Genomic DNA, 16,213 nt, shown 5'->3' with positions numbered 1-16,213 from the left:
CTCCGATCGTAGGCTCATCTCGTGGCAACACCACCCGAACCCCCGTCAGGGGAGACCCACCCGACCTCGCGGGACGCCAAGCGCGACCTGCGCCGGCGGCTGCTGGAGGCCCGTCGCGGGCGCTCGGTGGCCGACCTCGGCCGGACCGCCGCGGTCATCGCCGACCACGCCCTGGCGTGGGAGCCCGTACGCCGCGCGCGCACGGTCGCGGCGTACGTCTCGGTGGGCGCGGAGCCCGGCACCGGGCCGCTCCTCGAGGGTCTGCACGCGGCGGGTGTGCGCGTGCTGCTCCCCGTCGTGCTCCCCGACCTGGACCTGGACTGGGCGGCGTACACGGGTCCGGAGTCGCTGGCCGCCGCGCGCCTCGGCCTGCTCGAGCCGACCGGCGCGCTGCTCGGCGTGGATGCGGTGCGGGACGCCGACGTGCTCCTGGTGCCGGGCCTCGCGGTCTCCCCGTCCGGGGAGAGGCTCGGTCGCGGCGGCGGCTGCTACGACCGGGCGCTGGCGCGGGCGGCAGGTCGCCCCGTGGCCGTGCTGCTCCACGACGACGAGGTCGGGGTCGACGTGCCCACCGAGCCGCACGACCGGCCGGTGACGCACGCCATCACGCCCGCCGGGGTGCACGCCCTCGGAGCCCGCTGACGGGCCCGTGCGAACTCAGTCGTCGTCGGGGTCCGGGACGAGGGTCATCGAGTCCTCGCCCGCCGCCTCGACGGCGTCCCGCGAGAAGGCCCACGGGAGGTAGTCGCCGGCGACCCACAGCTCGGTCTGGTCGGCGTAGTGGGAGGACGCCGGGTGCCCCGAGACGCCGGTGAGGTTGATGTACCGCGAGCGGTCGAGGTCGGCCAGCGACACCACCATCCGCATCGACGGCGCCGATGTGACCTCGTAGCCCACCGAGGCGTCCCAGGCGGTCGCGTCGACGATGCTGGAGCCGCCGCCGACCTCGTGGCCGTCCCGGTTGAGGAGCCGCTCGACCGGCGCGATGCCGGACTCGCCCAGCGTCGAGCTGCGCAGGTCGAGCCGGTGCAGGTGGCCCCACCTCCACTGGCCGGGGTCGCGCGCCTGGCGTCGCGTCATCTCGTCGCGGGCGTCCACCATGGCCTGGCGCAGCACGTCGTCGCGCGACTCGGTCTCCTCGGTGTCGACGTCGTCCCACCAAGGGCCGGCCGGGTCCTCGAGCAGCTGCTCGACGACGCCGAACCAGCGGTCGCCGCCGTCGGGCCGGATGTCCTCGCGCAGCTCGTCGTGGAAGGTCAGGCGCAGCAGGTTGCTCCACACGACGTTGTAGTAGGCCGCCGCCGCGCTGTCGGCGGGCTGGGAGAAGTCCCAGTCGGCCAGGAGCTCCTGCCCGTCGCGGTAGTAGCCACCGGGCAGGTCCTCCACGTCGAGCAGGTAGGGCACCAGGGTGGCGGCCATCGGGTTGGTCGAGTCGAGCTGGAGCCGCGTCATCTCGTCGACCGAGAGCTCGCCCTCCTCCTCCAGCACCTGGCGGATGCGGGTCGACCGGTAGCCGCGGTCCCAGTCACCGGTGAGGAAGTAGGGGTAGTCGGGCCCGATGACGGCCTGGTTGGCCGTGACGACGAAGCCCTCCTCCGGGTCGAGCACGCTGGGCAGGCCGTCGAACGGGACGTACTCACCGGTCCAGTCGTTGGCCGACACCCAGCCCTCGGCCGGCATCCGGCCGTCGTTGCCGGACTTGCGGATCGGGATCCGCCCCGGCGCCTGGTAGCCGATGTGGCCCTCACGGTCGGCGTACACGAGGTTCTGCGCCGGGACCTCGAAGTCGGCGGCGGCCGCCCGGAACTCGTCCCAGTTGCTGGCCCGGTTGAGGGCGAGGATCGCGTCGGCGGTCGTGCCGGGCTCGAGCGCGGTCCACTGGAGCGCGACGCCGTAGCCGTTGCCGGGACCGGTGGGGTCCGGCTCGTCCGTCGGGGCGTTGGCCCCCACCGAGCTGAACTCCTGCGACACGTCGCTGATCAGCGGCCCGTGGGCCGTCTCGCGGATCTGGAGCTCGAAGTCGTCCCCGCCGCGGACCTCGATCGTCTCGGTGCGGATGTCCAGCGGCTGCGGCTCGTCGTCCTGCAGCCACGTCTCCCCCTCGACCTTCTCGAGGTAGAGGTCGGTGACGTCGGGTCCGAGGTTGGTGAAGCCCCACGCTATGTCGGCGTTGTGGCCGATGATCACGCCCGGGACGCCGGAGAACGTGAAGCCGGAGGAGTCCAGCGTGCAGTCGGCGGTGACCTGGCGGCAGTGCAGGCCCATCTGGAGCCAGATGCCGGGCATGCTCACGCCGAGGTGCGGGTCGTTGGCCAGCAGCGGCGCGCCGGTGGCGCTGTGCTCGCCGTCGACCACCCAGGAGTTGGAGCCGATGCCGTCGCCGCGGCCCATCAGGTCGGGGACCCGGGCCACCGCGTCGCGCACGCCCTCGAGGGCGTCGACCATCTCGCGCGAGTACGCCGGGCGGCGCGGGTTGCGGGTCGCATTGCCGGAGGCGTTCTGCTCGAAGACGCCGTCGACCACGCCGCCGCTGCCCACGATCGGCGGGTGCCGGTCGTACGGGTACTCGGGGTAGAGCCGGTCCACCTCCTCGGGCGTGTGGTCGAGGCTGGCCAGCACCCGGTCGACCTCGTCGGTCATGTTGCCGCGCAGGTCCCACGCCATCGCCTTGAGCCAGGCCAGCGAGTCGACGGGCGTCCACGGCTCGGGCTCGTAGGAGAGACCGGTGGCGGCGAGGAGGGTGTACTCCACGGCCATCTCGGTCGGGCCGTGCGACTCGAGGTAGGCGTTGACCCCCTCGGCGTACGACGCGAGCGCCTCACGGGTCTCGGTGTCGAGGATCGCGAGCTCCTGCTCGGCGACCCGGCGCCAGCCCATCGTGCGGATCACCTTGTCGGTCTCGAGGCCGTCCTCGCCGAAGAGCTCGGAGAGCCGACCAGCGGTGACGTGGCGGCGCACGTCCATCTCGAAGAAGCGCTCCTGGGCGTGGACGTAGCCCTGGGCCCGCAGAAGGTCGGCGTCGGTGTCGGCGTAGACCTGCGCGATGCCGTGCGCGTCACGGATGACCTCGACCTCGGCCCCGAGGCCGGGGACCTCCACCTCACCGGTGGTGGCCGGGACCGGGCGCAGCGCGAAGGCGACGGTGACCACGAGCAGCAGCACGACGAGCACCGCGAGGCCGGCGACGGCGTACGCGGACCACCGCAGGACGCGTGGCGCGGCCCGGAAGGTCTGCCACCACGTCGGGTCGGTCTCGGGGGGTGCGGGCTGCTCGCTCATCGTGGGGGCATTGTGCCGTACCCTTGGCAGTCGGGAACGGCGAGTGCCAGCGTGTCCCCGCCACCGTCCCCGCACCTCCCCCGATCCACCGCAGCCCGGAGTCACGAAGGTCCCGATGCCCACCTACCAGTACCTCTGCACCGAGTGCGGCCACGCGTTCGAGCAGTTCCAGAGCTTCAGCGACGAGTCCCTCACGCACTGCCCGGAGTGTGACGGCCGGCTGCGCAAGGTCTTCAACGCCGTGGGCGTGGTCTTCAAGGGCTCGGGCTTCTACCGCACCGACAGCCGGTCCTCATCGACCGCGTCGGAGCCTGCGACCGCGGGCTCCTCCTCCTCCAAGGAGTCGGGGCCCTCCGGATCGTCCTCCGACTCGGGCTCGTCCTCGTCGGGCTCGTCGGGGTCCTCGTCCGGCTCCTCGTCGTCCTCCGCGGGCCCGTCGTCGTCCACAGGGTCCTCCTCGAGCTGACCGATCCCCAGGGTCGTCCCGACCGTCGGCCATGGTCGGTGCCGCCGCCTAGCGTCGGCGCATGCCCCTGATCGACGACGTACGCCGCCGCTGGCGCACGCTGCGCCGCCACGTGCTGGCCCGCCGGCGTCCCCTCGCCGCAGCGTGCGCGGCTGTGGCGGTGCTGGTCGGGCTGCGGGTGGGCGCGGGTCCGCCTCCCCCGACGGTGGCCGTCCCGGTGGCGGCTCGCGACCTGTCGGCGGGCGTGGTCGTCGGACCGGCCGACCTCACGACCGCGGCCTTCGCGCCGGGCACCGAGCCCTCCGGGATGCCCGACGACCCCGTGGGCCGGGTCCTCGCCGCCCCGGTCGTGGCCGGCGAGCCGGTCACCGACGTCCGCCTGGTCGGGGAGGGCCTGGCCGGCGCGCATCCCGACCTGACCGTCATGCCGGTGCGGCTGCCCGACGCCGGGGTCGTCTCACTGCTGCGCCCCGGTGACCGCATCGACCTGCTGGCGGCCGACCCCGGGTCCGGCGAGGCCACCCCGGTCGCCGACGACGTCCTGGTGCTCGCCGTGCCCGCGGCGGACGACGCAGCCGCGGCCGACTCGTCGGCCCCACCGGGGCGCCTCGTCGTGCTCGGGATCAGCCCCGCGGCCGCTCCCGACGTGGGTCTCGCCGCCGTGACGCTGTTCCTCGTGGTGGCCTTTTCGCGCTAGCGTCGTGCGTGTCCCAGCACCTCACCGGCCCCGGTCTCGGGGTCACGCAAGGAGTCACCCCATGAGCGGATTCAAGAACTTCCTCCTCCGAGGCAGCCTCATCGAGCTGGCGGTCGCGTTCATCATGGCGACGGCATTCGCCGCGGTGGTCACGGCGACGGTCGCGCTCATCATGGACCTCATCGGCAAGGCCGGCGGCACGCCCGACTTCTCCAGCTACTCCCCCGGCGGGGTCTCGGTCGGCGCCTGGCTGACCGCGGTGATCTCGTTCGTCATCATGGCCACGATCGTCTACTTCTTCATCGTGCTGCCCTACACGAAGGCCAAGGAGCGCTACTTCCCGGCCGAGGACACCGGCACCCCCGCCGACGTGGCCGTGCTCGAGGAGATCCGCGACCTGCTGCGCGCCCGCAACGGTCAGGTCTGACCCGAGGTCCGACCCCGGGCCTGACGCTGGTGCCGGACGGCTCGCCCTTCGGGGCGGGCCGTTCGTGCGTCCGGCCGTGGTGCGGGGTCAGCCGTGGTGCGGCGGCACCTGGTCGCGGTAGTAGCCGTCGCCGAGCGCCTGGCCGTGCGCGCCGTCGCCGAAGACCGCCTCGAGCCGGCGGCGGCGTACCCACTCGGGCTCGACCTGGGCCTCCGGCGACGACACGTCGTCGTCGCGCTCGGTGCTGACCTTCTCGGCTCCTGCGTCCGCAGCGCCGGCGCCCCCGGTGGTGACAGCCTCCGCGTCATCGCCGGGCCGGCCGGCGTCAGGGGCGGGCCCGGCCGTCACGCGCACACGCCGGGGACGGGCTCCTCCGTGGGCGCCGTCTCGGTGGGAGAGGCTTCCTCCGACGGCGAGGCCTCCTCGCTCGGGGACTCGCTGGGAGTCTCCTCGGGCTGGGGCGTCTCGGACGGGGTCTCGCCCGCTCCGCCGCCCTGCGCCTCGCTCGAGGTCGCCGGCGGCTCGGCCGTGATCGCGGTGTCGAGGACGGAGCGCGGAAGCGGCTTGTCCTCGTTGATCAGCTGCCAGATCGTGTCGGCGTCCTCGGTCCAGAAGACGCTGCCGAAGTGCTCCGACTCGCGGGGGTAGTACTCCGTGGGCACCGTCACGAACTGGATCTCGTCGAGCCCGACGTTCTGCAGCTGCATGGCGATCTTGCCGATGCGGGTCACGGTGCCGAGGCCGGTGTCGGTCTTGAGCGAGTCGGTGGCGGCGTCGAGGAAGCGCACCACCTTGTCGAGGCGGGTGAGGGTGCCGGCCGACTTGACCTCGCGGATGAGCGCCGCGATGAAGGTCTGCTGTCGGCGGATGCGGCTGATGTCGTTCTGCTGGGCGAGCTCACCGACGTACCGGGCCCGGACGTAGTCGAGCGCCTCGTCGCCGGTCAGCAGGGAGGGGTCGCCCGCCGGGACGAAGATCTGGTGCTCCGGGTCCTTGATGTCCTCGGGGACGCACACCGGCACGCCACCAACGGCGTCGACCATCTCGCCGAAGCCGTTGAAGTCCACGACCACGAAGTGGTCGACGAAGACGTCCGCGTTCTCCTCGAGCTGCGCCACGGTGCACAACGGGCCGCCGACGGCGAAGGCGGTGTTCCACTTGACCTCGCTGGCGGCATCGCTGCCCTCGCAGTCGGGGCGCTGGACGATGGAGTCGCGCGGGATGGAGATGGCGTAGGACCGCGTCCGGTCGGCGGAGAGGTGGACGAGGATCGTGGTGTCCGAGCCACCACCGCCGGCCTCGCCGTCGATCTCGTTGCCCTCGCCGGAGCGGGTGTCGTCGCCCATCACCAGGATGTTGAGGGGCTCACCGTTGCCGCGGTAGATCTTCTCCGGACGGTCGTCGCCGAGCGCCGAGAGCGACTCGGTCTCGATGTTCCCGTTGAGGTGGCGGTAGAAGAAGACGACGCCGAGGGCAGTGACCAGCGCCAGCACGATGCTGCTGGCGAGGACGACACGACCGACGGTGTGCTTGCGCTTGACCTTGCCCTTGCGCTTGGGCGCAGGCGGGTCGGTGGCAGCGCTGTGGGCTCCTGACACTGTTGCTTCACACCTTCGTCGGTGGGATACCTCAGCGGCACCCCGGGGTCAACATCGCAACCTACGCGACGTCGACAAATTGTCGCCGCAGACTCGAGCAGGACAAATTCCTCATCCCCGGTCGCATGACAGGATGACGCGGTCCACTCGTCCTCGGCTCCAGGGACTCCTCGTCGTGCCGCACCGCTCCACCCGCCCCCTCCGCCGCCCGCTGGCCGCCCTCGTGGTGGTCGCCGGGCTCGCCCTCGTCGCGCCGGTCGCCAGTCCGGGCACGAGTCCCGTGGCCCGCTCGGCGACCGCCGGCGCCGGCTCCCCCGTCCCGGGCACCGCCACCACGGCCGGTCGCGGCACCGCGGTCGCCGAGGAGCCGCCCAACGTGGTCATGGTGCTGACCGACGACATGCGCAAGGACGACATGCGGCACATGCCGCACGTGCGCGAGCTCCTCGTCGAGCGGGGCATGACCTTCCGCCAGGCGCAGTCGCCGCACCCGCTGTGCTGCCCGGCCCGCGCGGAGATCCTGTCCGGGCAGTACGCCCAGAACAACGGCGTGCACCACAACTCCGGCCCGTACGGCGGGTGGCAGGCGTTCGACCCGAGCTCCACCATCGCCACGTGGGCGCAGGACGAGGGCTACCGCACCGCCCTGCACGGCAAGCACCTCAACCACTTCGAGGAGGGGTCGCCGGCCGATCCCGGCTGGACCAACTTCGACATCCTCCTCGAGCCGGCGACCGACTACGCCAACTTCGACTTCTTCGGCGGCACCTCCTATCGCAACGACTACGTCACCACCCGTCTCGACCAGCGCACCGTGTCCGACCTCGAGCGCTGGGCGGGCCCCACGCCGTACCTCGTGATGGCCAACCACGTGGCGCCGCACATCTGGATGCCGCGGTCGGCCCGCGGCGATGGTGACGGGGACCGCGGTGGGCGACCGCCCAAGGTGGCTCCTGAGCACAAGCGGGCGCTGGCGCGACTCAAGCCGGCCGCCTTCAAGGCCCCGAGCTTCAACGAGGCGGACATGAGCGACAAGGAGAAGGGTGTCCGCACCCGCGCCAAGCTCTCGCGCCGCGAGATGAGCACGCTCAACCTCGCCCGCATCCGCTCGCTGCTCTCGGTCGACGACGCGGTGAAGCACCTCGTGGACACGCTGCGCGAGACCGGCGAGCTCGACAACACCTACATCGTCTTCACCAGCGACAACGGCTACGCGCTGGGCGAGCACCGCTTCACCGGCAAGGACCGGCTCTCCGACGAGATCCTCGACGTACCGCTGGTGGTGCGCGGACCCGGTGTCCCCGCCGGGAAGAAGTCCGACCGCCTCGTCTCCCTGGTCGACCTCACCGCCACCCTGACCTCCCTGATGGACCTCTCCCCCGACATCACGCTCGACGGCGAGGACTTCTCCGACACCCTGCTCGGCGGCAAGGCCACCCACCGGCGCGACACCATGCTGATCCAGACCGGCGGCAAGGCCACCGGCGTGCGCGACCCCGGCTGGACCTACCGCGGTGTCCTGACCGAGCGCTACGCCTACGGGCGGCGGGTCAACGACCGGTTGAGCGACGGGTTCCTCTACGACCGCGCCGAGGACCCCTACGAGCTGCGCAACCTGATCCGCTCGAAGCGCTACGCCCCCGTACGCCGCGAGCTCGAGCGCCGCCTGCGGGCCCTCGGCGACTGCGCGGGCAGCGAGTGCAACCGGCACTTCGGCCGGACGCCCAGGCCGCGGGGCTGACGTCGCCCGGCCCGCGTCCTGCGTGCCTCACACGGCTGCGCCACGTCTGACGACGACGGGGCCGCGGCCCTGAGCCGCGGCCCCGTCGGAGGTCAGATCACTTCCGGGGGATCCTGAACTTCTGTCCCGGGAAGATCAGGTTCGGGTCCTCCACGTTGTTGACCCGGGCGATCTCACGCCAGTCGACGCCGTAGCGCTGGCCGATCTCCGAGAGGGTGTCACCGGACTTCACGGTGTAGACCTCGTCTGCGGCCGCCTCCTGGCGGGCCTCCTGACGAGCCTCCGCGCGCTCCTCCTGCCGCTCCTCGCGAGCCTCCGCGCGCTCCTCCTGCCGCTTCGCGCGGCGGGCGTTGGCCTTGTCGATGGCCTTCTGGGCCTTCTCCTCGGCCTTGCGGTCGGCCTCGGCCTGCGCCTCCTGGGCGGCCTTGGCCTCGGCCTCGGCCTGCTGGCGGGCCTCCTCCGCCTGCGCCTTCTCCTCGTCGGTCGCGGACGGCAGGCCGGCCTTCTCGGCCGCAGCATCGGACTTGCGGCGTGCCTCGTCGGCGCGGGCCTGTGCCTCGACCTTCGCCTTGTCGGCCTCCGCCTGGGCCTCCTCGGCCTCCTTGCGCGCCTCCTCCGCCGCCTCGGCGTCGTCGGTCGTCACGGCGTCCTTCAGCTTGTCCCACAGAGACATCCGGATTCCTCTCGTTGTGGCCGGACGGGAGAACCCGTCGCACGGACCGCTTCCGAACCTAGGTGCGCCCTTCGCGGCTCAGCAACGGCGCTTCACCCGGGAGGGGGGCGGCATGCGACCACCCGCCTTCATCGGGGGTCGCGTTGGCCATGCCCGCCGCCTGCTGACAAAATGACCGCGCCCCGCGTGGGGCACGCCCCAGTAGCTCAGTGGATAGAGCAGCCGCCTCCTAAGCGAAAGGTCGCAAGTTCGACTCTTGCCTGGGGCACAGGTGAGTCCCTCGGGACCACGACAGGCCGGACCCGTCCTCGGGTCCGGCCTGTGCCACGTCCACCGACTGCGCAAGAGCACAAGATGGAAGATCCGACGGCTGTGGGGCGTCGGATCTTCCAGGCTGGACGGCACGTGCTGGGTACGACGCCATGAGGGCGGGTGAGCAACCCTCAGGAGCCCGGGAGGACGTCCTTCACCGCGTCGACCACCTTGGCGACGACGGGGCGCTCGTCGCCCCCACTGGCCCAGGCGGGGTCCTGGGGCATCGGGCCCATCGGGTCGGCGTGCTCCGGAGGCATGGTGCGCGGGGCGAGGGCTCGGTTGATCGCCTCCGCCAGCCCGACGAGCCGGTGGCCGGCGGGCAGCAGCAGCTCCACGAAGTCCTCGTCACCCGCGACCATGTCGTGGTGGAGGCTCTCCACCAACGCCTCCACCGTCGGCCGGGGCACGTCGGTGAGGCTGCCGACCAGGGTGCCGACGAGCGCCGTCGGCAACAGCGGGACGTGGACCTGCGGACGGGTGAGCCCGGCGTGCGTGGTGTAGGTGTCGAGCAGCGCGCCGTAGCGCAGCGTGTCGGGCCCGCACACGTCGAAGGAGCGCGACGGGCCGGCGTACTCGAGCGCTCCGACGAGGGCGGCCAGCACGTCGACGACCGCGATCGGCTGCACGAGGGAGTCCATCCAGGTCGGCACCGTGTGGACCGGCATCCGCTCGCTGACCTGCCGGATGATCTCGAACGACGTGGACCCGCTGCCGAGCAGCACCGCGGCCCGCAGGACCACCACGGTCGCCGGGGTGTCGAGGAGGATCCGCTCCACCTCGCGCCGGGACGTGATGTGCTCGGACAGCTCGTCGTCAGGGGCGTCCGGCACGAGCCCGGAGAGGTAGACGACCCGGCCGACGCCGTGGGCCCGCACGGCGCTCGCGAAGTGGGAGGCCGCCGCCCGGTCGGTCTCGGCGAAGTCGTCGCCGCCCATCCCGTGGATCAGGTAGAAGACCGCGTCCACGCCCTCGCACGCGTCCGCGACCTGGTCGGGGTCCAGCGCGTCCATCACGACGGTCTCGACCCGGTCCGCCCACCACGGCATCTCCCGCTCGGGGTCGGACGTGGTGGTGCGCACGTCGTGACCGCCCTCGAGGAGCAGCGGCACCAGCCGGCCGCCGACGTAGCCGGTGGCACCGGTGACGAGGATCTTCACAGCGTCTCGAAGCGCAGGCCGCCGGCCTGCACGCGTGCGAGCAGGTTGTCGCCCATCGCCTGTGCGGTGGTGACCTGCCCGGCGGTGGACGGGTTGTCGTCGAGGGCCAGGCACAGCGCCGACTCGGCGAGCATCATCGACGTCTCGGTGTAGCCCGGGTCACCGCCCGAGACCCGGGTGTGGACGGTCCGGCCGCCGGACTCCCCGACGAAGTCCACGGTGAACCAGGACGCGTCGCGACGCGCCTCGTCGGGCCCTTCGCCCTGGGCGACCCGGTCGAGCAGGAACCGCCGCACCGGGCCGACCTGCGCCGCCGCGGCCAGCGCGCCGACGACGACCGCGCCGCCGGCGGCGTACCGGATCGTCTTGGTGCCGGCGTAGTGCGAGTAGCGGAAGTCGGGGCCGTACGCCGGGAGGGCCGCGCCGCTGCGGGCCACGACGATCGGGTCGATGGTCGGCAGCGGGAGCAGCCAGTAGCCGAGCACCGAGTCCTTGTGCGGCGTCCCCGACACGGCACGGGAGCGACGGCCGTCGGCCGGCCTGCCCTCGGCGCGGCGGCGGGCGGAGTACGCCTCCTTCATCCGCCGGGCGCGGGCGAACTGGTTGAGCGCGGAGTGGATCGTGCCGCCCGACGCCGTGCCCCCGGAGCGGACGACCCCGCGCAGCGTGATCGGCGCGTCGTCCGGCAGCTGCTGCACCGTGTAGAGCGCGCCGAGGTCGTGCGGGATCGAGTCGAAGCCGCATGCGTGCACGATCCGGGCGCCGCTGGCGACCGCGGCCCGGTGGTGGCGCAGGTACATCCGGTCGACGAACTCCGGCTCGCCCGTGAGGTCCACGTAGTCGGTGCCGGCATCGGCGCACGCGGCGACCAGCGGCTCGCCGTACGCGAGGTAGGGCCCGACCGTCGTGATGACCACGCGGGCGCGCTGGGCGACCTCGACCAGGCTCGTCGGGTCGGTCACGTCGGCGTGCAGCAGCTCGAGGTCGGCGGCGCTGCCGGAGATCGTCGCGAGGTGGTGGCGGACCTCCTCCAGCTTGTCGCGGTTGCGCCCGGCGAGCGCCCAGCGCAGCCCGTCGGGCGCATGGCGGGCGAGGTACTCCGCGGTGAGCCTGCCGGTGAAACCGGTCGCCCCGAAGAGCACGATGTCGAAGTCACGGTCAGCGTTGCGGTCGTCAGCCATGCCGCCATCCAAACAGGTCGCCGGAACCCCCTCGTCCGGGGCGGCGTCCCACAGCCATGACGAAGTGGATCTCGGTCGTGCTGGGGCTGGTGGCCCTGGTCGTCGGCACCGTCCTCACCACCCTCGCCCTGACGGGGCCGGGAGGACGGGCAGCCGCCGACCGGCAGGAGACGGTCGACCCCGCGAGCGACCTGCGGCTGGCGTCCGCGAGCCTGCGGGCCACCACCTCGTGCGCCGACCTGCTCGCGCAGTACGTCGACCGTGGCCTGGCCCAGGTCGGCCCCTACGGCTGGGACGCCGGGCCGATCGTGATGTTCGACGCGATGGGCTCCGCCACCCGCTCGGAGGCGTCCGCGCCGACACTCCCCACGACCACCGGGTCGCAGAGCACGGCGTCCGGCACCAACGTGCAGGAGGCCGGCGTCGACGAGCCCGACGTGGTCAAGGTCGCGGGCGGCCTGCTGTTCCGCGTCCAGGACGACGTCCTCACGACGTACGACGTCTCGGGTGCCGAGCCGCGGGAGCTGTCCTCCCTCACCCTGGACGGCCTCGGCGAGGGCGAGCTCCTCGTCAGCGGTGACCGGGTGGTCGTGCTGGGCACCGTCGACGGTGCGTACGACGCGCAGCTGACGACGAGGGTCGTCGTGCTGGACGTGTCCGACCCCGGCGCCCCGCAGGTCGTGAGCGCCACCGACCTCGACGCCGAGCTGGCCGCGGCCCGGCTGCACGACGACCGGGGTGACGACGTCGTCCGGCTCGTGCTCCGGTCCTACCGTCCCGCCCTCGACTTCGTGCAGCCCGGTCCCCGCCAGGGCGAGCGGACCGCGTTGGAGCGCAACCGGCAGGTCGTGCGCGACTCCACGCTCGCGGACTGGCTGCCCGGCGTCGACGGCGAGCCGGTCGTCGACTGTGCCGACGTCGCCGTCCCGACCGACGACGACGCCGCGCTGGGCACCACCACGGTGGTGGGCTTCCGGCCCGCTGACGCCGACCCGCTCGCGAGCCCGACCTCGACCGCGGTGGCGACGGACGCGGCGACGTCGTACTCCTCCCCCGACCGCGTCTACCTCGCGACCGCCGCCCCGTCGGGCTGGTGGGGCTCACCGACGATCGACTGCATCGACCGGTGCCTGCCCCCGTCGGGCGGGGGCCCGGGCAGCACCGACGGCACGACCGACCTCTACGCCTTCGCCCTCGACGGCGTCGCCACGACCTTCGTCGCCGGCGGTGAGGTCGAGGGGTCGGTGCGAGACCGCTGGGCGATGGACTTCTCCGACGGGACGCTGCGGGTCGCCGTGGGCGCGACGTCGAGGACCGCGGACGCCAGCTCGGTGCTCACCCTGCGCGAGGAGGGGACGGAGCTCGTCGAGGTGGGCCGCGTCGACGGGCTCGGGGTCGGCGAGGAGATCAAGGCGGTGCGCTGGTTCGACGACCTGGCGATCGTGGTGACCTTCCGCCAGGTCGACCCGCTGTACGCCGTCGACCTCACCGACCCGGTGTCCCCGCGGCTGCTGGGCGAGCTCAAGATCCCCGGCTACAGCGAGTACCTCCACCCGCTCGGCGGCCGGCGGCTGATCGGCGTCGGCCAGGCCGCGTCCCCCGACGGCATGGTCCGCGGCGCCCAGGCAGCCCTCTTCGACGTCACCGACCTGACGTCGCCCGAGCGGCTCGACACCGTCGCCTATCCCCGGTTCTCCGTCGCCGGGGCGGGCACCGACCCCCGGCAGTTCACCTGGCTGCCCGACCGGCGGATCGCGCTGACCGTGGTCTCCGAGGCGTGGCGGGGACGCACCGGCTGGGTGTCCGTGCTCCGGCTCGGCCGGGACCGGATGGACGACGAGATGGTGGCGGTCGAGGTCGGCGACGAGGTGGCCCAGGTGCGGCTCGTGCCGCTGGCCGACGGCCGGGTCGTGCTCGTCACCGGCGACGGGGTGTCGTTCTTCGCCCTGTGAGCGACGGGCCGGGCCGCCTACGCTGGGGGCATGTGCCGCAACATCCGCCCGCTCAACAACTTCGAGCCGCCGGCCACGCGCGACGAGGTCACCGCCGCCGCGCTGCAGTACGTCCGCAAGGTCGCCGGCACCACCAAGCCGTCCCAGGCCAACGAGGACGCCTTCTACGCGGCGGTCCGTGAGATCGCCCACCTCACCCAGCACCTGCTGGACGACCTGGTGACGACGGCGCCCCCCAAGGACCGTGAGGTCGAGGCCGCCAAGGCGCGCGCCCGCGCCCAGGCCCGGTACGCGTGACCCTCCGCGCCGAGCCACGGGACACCTCGAGCGTCGACGAGGTCCTCGATTTCCTGGCCGACCGTCCCCTCGTCGCGCTCACCGGGGCCGGGCTCTCCACCGACTCCGGCATCCCCGACTACCGCGGTCCGGGCGCGCCCGTGCGGATGCCGATGACCTACCAGGAGTTCGTCTCCGGACCGGTCCCCCAGCAGCGCTACTGGGCGCGCAGCCACCTCGGCTGGGCCCGGATGGGCCACGCCGAGCCCAACGCCGGGCACCGGGCGATGGCCCGCCTCGACCCCGGCCTGCTCATCACCCAGAACGTCGACGGCCTCCACGAGGCGGCCGGGTCGCGGCAGGTGGTGGCGCTGCACGGGCGGGTGTCGGAGGTCGTGTGCCTCGGCTGCGGTGCGATCACGCCCCGGGCCGCGCTCCAGGAGCGCCTGGCCGAGCTCAACGCCGGCTGGCTCGCCGAGCACGCCTCCGCGGCGATGCGCCCGGACGGCGACGTCGAGCTCGAGGAGACCGACGGCTTCGTGGTGCCCGGCTGCGACGGGTGCGGCGGCCTGCTCAAGCCGCACGTGGTCTTCTTCGGGGAGAACGTCCCCGCCGAGCGGGTGGCCCGCTGCTACGCCGCGGTCGAGGCCCTCGGCGACGACGGCGTGCTGCTGGTGGCCGGCTCGTCGCTCACGGTGATGAGCGGGCTGCGCTTCGTCAAGCGGGCGGCGCGGGCCGGCACCCCCGTGGTGATCGTCAACCGGGGCACCACCCGCGGGGACGACCACGCGACGTACACGTTGAGCGTCGGGTGCAGCGAGTTCCTCACCGACCTCGTCGAACGCCGCGGCTGAGCACCGACGGTCGAGCAAGGTCGGGGCCCGGGCGGGGTCAGGACCCGCTCAGAGCCGCCGGACGAAGATGTGGTCGGCAGCCTCGTGCACGACCTCGGCGGTCTCGCCGCCGGAGCCGACCAGGATGCCCTCGGCCGTCGTGGCCACGGTGACGGTCTTGTCGGGCACGGCGCCGACCCGGCGCAGGGTGCCCATCAGGTCCTCGTCCTTCTGCATCTCCTCGGAGATGCGGCGGACGAGCACCCGGGACTCCTCGGGACCGGCGACCGCGGACAGCGGCTCGACGCCCTCCATGAAGCCCTCCCCCAGCGCGCTCTCGCCGAGCTCGTCGAGGCCGGGGATCGGGTTGCCGTAGGGCGACTCCGTCGGGTGGTCGAGCAGCTCGACGAGGCGTCGCTCGACGGTCTCGGACATCACGTGCTCCCAGCGGCACGCCTCGGCGTGCACGAGCTCCCAGGGCAGGCCGATGACGTCGGTCAGCAGGCGCTCGGCGAGGCGGTGCTTGCGCATCACCCGGGTGGCGAGGCGGCGGCCCTCCTCGGTGAGCTCGAGGTGCCGGTCGCCCTCCACGGTGAGCAGGCCGTCGCGCTCCATGCGGGCGACCGTCTGCGAGACGGTCGGGCCGCTCTGGTGCAGGCGCTCGGCGATGCGGGCGCGCAGCGGCACGATGTCCTCCTCCACGAGCTCGTAGATCGTGCGGAGGTACATCTCGGTGGTGTCGATCAGGTCGCTCACGGCGTCATTGTGTCCCATGTCCGGCAGTCCCGCCGACGTGGCACAGTGAGGGGGGTGACCGAGCTGATCGTCCCGCGGCGCTTCTGCGGACCGCCCGACTCGGGCAACGGCGGGTGGACCGCCGGAGCCCTCGCCACCACGCTCGCCCGCGAGCCCGACGACCACGTCGCGGGCTGGCCGACGATCGAGGTGTCCCTGCGGCAGCCGCCGCCCCTCGACAGCGCGCTGGCCGTCGCCCTCGGGGACGACGACACGGCCACCGCGACCTTCGGCGGGGCCGTGATCGCCACCGCCCGGCGCGCGTCGGACGTGGCGCTCGTCGAGGTGGACACGGTGGAGCCCGCCGTCGCGCGGGCGGCCGAGGCGGCGTACGCCGGTCACGCCTTCCACCCGTTCCCGACGTGCTTCGCGTGCGGCACGGGGCGCGAGGAGGGCGACGGGCTGCGGATCTTCCCCGGCCCCGTGGGTGACGAGGCCGACGGGGGCGACGCCGACCGCGTGGCCGCGACCTGGACGCCGCACCGCAGCGTCGGCGAGGACGCCCCCACCTACGTCGACGAGGAGCCGCGTGCGTCGGTCGCCGCGACCTGGGCGGCCCTCGACTGCGTCGGCGGCTGGGCCGGCGACCTCACCGAGCGGCTGATGGTGCTGGGCCGGATGACCATGCGGGTCGACACGCTGCCCGTCATCGGCGAGGAGCACGTGGTCGTCGGGTCGGGGCGCCGGCGCGAGGGACGCAAGACGTTCACCGCCGCGACCCTGTACGACGCCGACCGGCGGGTCGTCGCGACGGCGGAGCACATCTGGATCGCGGTGGACCCGGCGCTCTTCGGCGGGCAGCGCCCGCCGGATTGACCCACGC

General features: G+C 73.1%; 16 protein-coding genes, 1 tRNA gene and 1 pseudogene. 10 read left to right on the top strand and 8 right to left on the bottom strand.

Features of this window, described 5'->3' with window-relative positions; translation table 11 throughout:
- Positions 1 to 21 precede the first annotated feature (21 nt).
- On the top strand, positions 22 to 642 hold the full coding sequence (locus ASG88_RS12205; protein WP_082600343.1) for a 5-formyltetrahydrofolate cyclo-ligase: 621 nt from the start codon (positions 22 to 24) through the stop codon (positions 640 to 642).
- 15 nt (positions 643 to 657) lie between these two features.
- On the opposite strand, the gene ASG88_RS12200 is transcribed toward ASG88_RS12205, so the two are convergent.
- On the bottom strand, positions 658 to 3,279 hold the full coding sequence (locus tag ASG88_RS12200; protein WP_082600341.1) for a penicillin acylase family protein: 2,622 nt from the start codon (positions 3,277 to 3,279) through the stop codon (positions 658 to 660).
- 115 nt (positions 3,280 to 3,394) lie between these two features.
- Here ASG88_RS12200 and ASG88_RS23805 point away from each other — a divergent pair.
- Positions 3,395 to 3,535 (top strand): annotated as a pseudogene (locus ASG88_RS23805) (FmdB family zinc ribbon protein); the annotation flags it as partial.
- Positions 3,536 to 3,549: 14 nt separating this feature from the next.
- Here ASG88_RS23805 and ASG88_RS23800 read toward each other — a convergent pair.
- A complete protein-coding gene (locus tag ASG88_RS23800) occupies positions 3,550 to 3,726 on the bottom strand; it encodes a hypothetical protein (RefSeq protein ID WP_235534844.1) in 177 nt (58 codons plus the stop codon).
- 80 nt (positions 3,727 to 3,806) lie between these two features.
- Between ASG88_RS23800 and ASG88_RS12195 the strand changes: the two genes are divergently transcribed.
- Positions 3,807 to 4,442 carry an SAF domain-containing protein gene (locus ASG88_RS12195; RefSeq protein WP_056887680.1) on the top strand — a complete coding sequence of 212 codons (636 nt, stop codon included), beginning with the start codon at positions 3,807 to 3,809 and terminating at the stop codon, positions 4,440 to 4,442.
- Positions 4,443 to 4,503: 61 nt separating this feature from the next.
- Positions 4,504 to 4,869, top strand: a complete 366-nt coding sequence (locus ASG88_RS12190; protein ID WP_056887679.1) for an MscL family protein — start codon at positions 4,504 to 4,506, stop codon at positions 4,867 to 4,869.
- Positions 4,870 to 4,956: 87 nt separating this feature from the next.
- Here ASG88_RS12190 and ASG88_RS23095 read toward each other — a convergent pair whose 3' ends face one another.
- A complete protein-coding gene (locus tag ASG88_RS23095) occupies positions 4,957 to 5,217 on the bottom strand; it encodes a hypothetical protein (protein WP_157559702.1) in 261 nt (86 codons plus the stop codon).
- The gene (locus ASG88_RS12180) at positions 5,214 to 6,467 is read right to left on the bottom strand and encodes an LCP family protein (RefSeq protein ID WP_056887677.1); all 1,254 of its coding nucleotides are present in this window, start codon (positions 6,465 to 6,467) and stop codon (positions 5,214 to 5,216) included. The genes ASG88_RS23095 and ASG88_RS12180 overlap by 4 nt, the downstream gene beginning before the upstream one ends.
- A 133-nt stretch (positions 6,468 to 6,600) precedes the next feature.
- Here ASG88_RS12180 and ASG88_RS12175 point away from each other — a divergent pair, with 133 nt between their 5' ends.
- Positions 6,601 to 8,208 carry a sulfatase gene (locus ASG88_RS12175; protein ID WP_056887676.1) on the top strand — a complete coding sequence of 536 codons (1,608 nt, stop codon included), beginning with the start codon at positions 6,601 to 6,603 and terminating at the stop codon, positions 8,206 to 8,208.
- A gap of 97 nt (positions 8,209 to 8,305) precedes the next feature.
- Here the strand turns inward: ASG88_RS12175 and ASG88_RS12170 are convergent, their stop codons facing one another.
- Complete coding sequence (locus ASG88_RS12170; protein WP_056887675.1) at positions 8,306 to 8,881, bottom strand: LysM peptidoglycan-binding domain-containing protein; 576 nt, start codon at positions 8,879 to 8,881, stop codon at positions 8,306 to 8,308.
- A 195-nt stretch (positions 8,882 to 9,076) separates the two neighbouring features.
- Between ASG88_RS12170 and ASG88_RS12165 the strand changes: the two genes are divergently transcribed.
- Positions 9,077 to 9,149 (top strand) — tRNA-Arg (locus ASG88_RS12165).
- Positions 9,150 to 9,324: 175 nt separating this feature from the next.
- Here the strand turns inward: ASG88_RS12165 and ASG88_RS12160 are convergent.
- Positions 9,325 to 10,353, bottom strand: a complete 1,029-nt coding sequence (locus tag ASG88_RS12160) for an NAD(P)H-binding protein (RefSeq protein ID WP_200956423.1) — start codon at positions 10,351 to 10,353, stop codon at positions 9,325 to 9,327.
- Positions 10,350 to 11,534 carry a saccharopine dehydrogenase family protein gene (locus ASG88_RS12155; protein WP_056887674.1) on the bottom strand — a complete coding sequence of 395 codons (1,185 nt, stop codon included), beginning with the start codon at positions 11,532 to 11,534 and terminating at the stop codon, positions 10,350 to 10,352. The genes ASG88_RS12160 and ASG88_RS12155 overlap by 4 nt, the downstream gene beginning before the upstream one ends.
- Before the next feature lie 56 nt (positions 11,535 to 11,590).
- On the opposite strand from ASG88_RS12155, the gene ASG88_RS12150 reads away from it, so the two are divergent.
- Genes ASG88_RS12150 through ASG88_RS12140 form a run of 3 tightly spaced genes read left to right on the top strand, consistent with a single transcriptional unit; the run spans position 11,591 to position 14,616 of the window.
- Positions 11,591 to 13,486, top strand: a complete 1,896-nt coding sequence (locus ASG88_RS12150; protein ID WP_056887673.1) for a beta-propeller domain-containing protein — start codon at positions 11,591 to 11,593, stop codon at positions 13,484 to 13,486.
- Positions 13,487 to 13,516: 30 nt separating this feature from the next.
- A complete protein-coding gene (locus ASG88_RS12145; protein WP_056887672.1) occupies positions 13,517 to 13,783 on the top strand; it encodes a DUF2277 domain-containing protein in 267 nt (88 codons plus the stop codon).
- Positions 13,780 to 14,616, top strand: coding sequence for a Sir2 family NAD-dependent protein deacetylase (locus ASG88_RS12140; RefSeq protein ID WP_056887671.1), 837 nt, complete (start codon positions 13,780 to 13,782; stop codon positions 14,614 to 14,616). Before ASG88_RS12145 ends, ASG88_RS12140 begins: the two co-directional genes overlap by 4 nt.
- Positions 14,617 to 14,664: 48 nt before the next feature.
- Here the strand turns inward: ASG88_RS12140 and ASG88_RS12135 are convergent, their stop codons facing one another.
- On the bottom strand, positions 14,665 to 15,351 hold the full coding sequence (locus ASG88_RS12135; protein ID WP_056887670.1) for a metal-dependent transcriptional regulator: 687 nt from the start codon (positions 15,349 to 15,351) through the stop codon (positions 14,665 to 14,667).
- A 54-nt stretch (positions 15,352 to 15,405) separates the two neighbouring features.
- Here ASG88_RS12135 and ASG88_RS12130 point away from each other — a divergent pair, with 54 nt between their 5' ends.
- Entirely contained in the window at positions 15,406 to 16,206 is an 801-nt protein-coding gene (locus tag ASG88_RS12130; protein ID WP_056887669.1) for a hypothetical protein, read from the top strand.
- The last annotated feature ends 7 nt before the right edge of the window (positions 16,207 to 16,213 follow it).

This window comes from Nocardioides sp. Soil777 (assembly GCF_001428425.1).
GTDB classification, from domain to species: domain Bacteria; phylum Actinomycetota; class Actinomycetes; order Propionibacteriales; family Nocardioidaceae; genus Nocardioides; species Nocardioides terrigena.
Note: the sequence above shows the minus strand (reverse complement) of the source record. Positions and strands in the feature narration are given on the sequence as shown.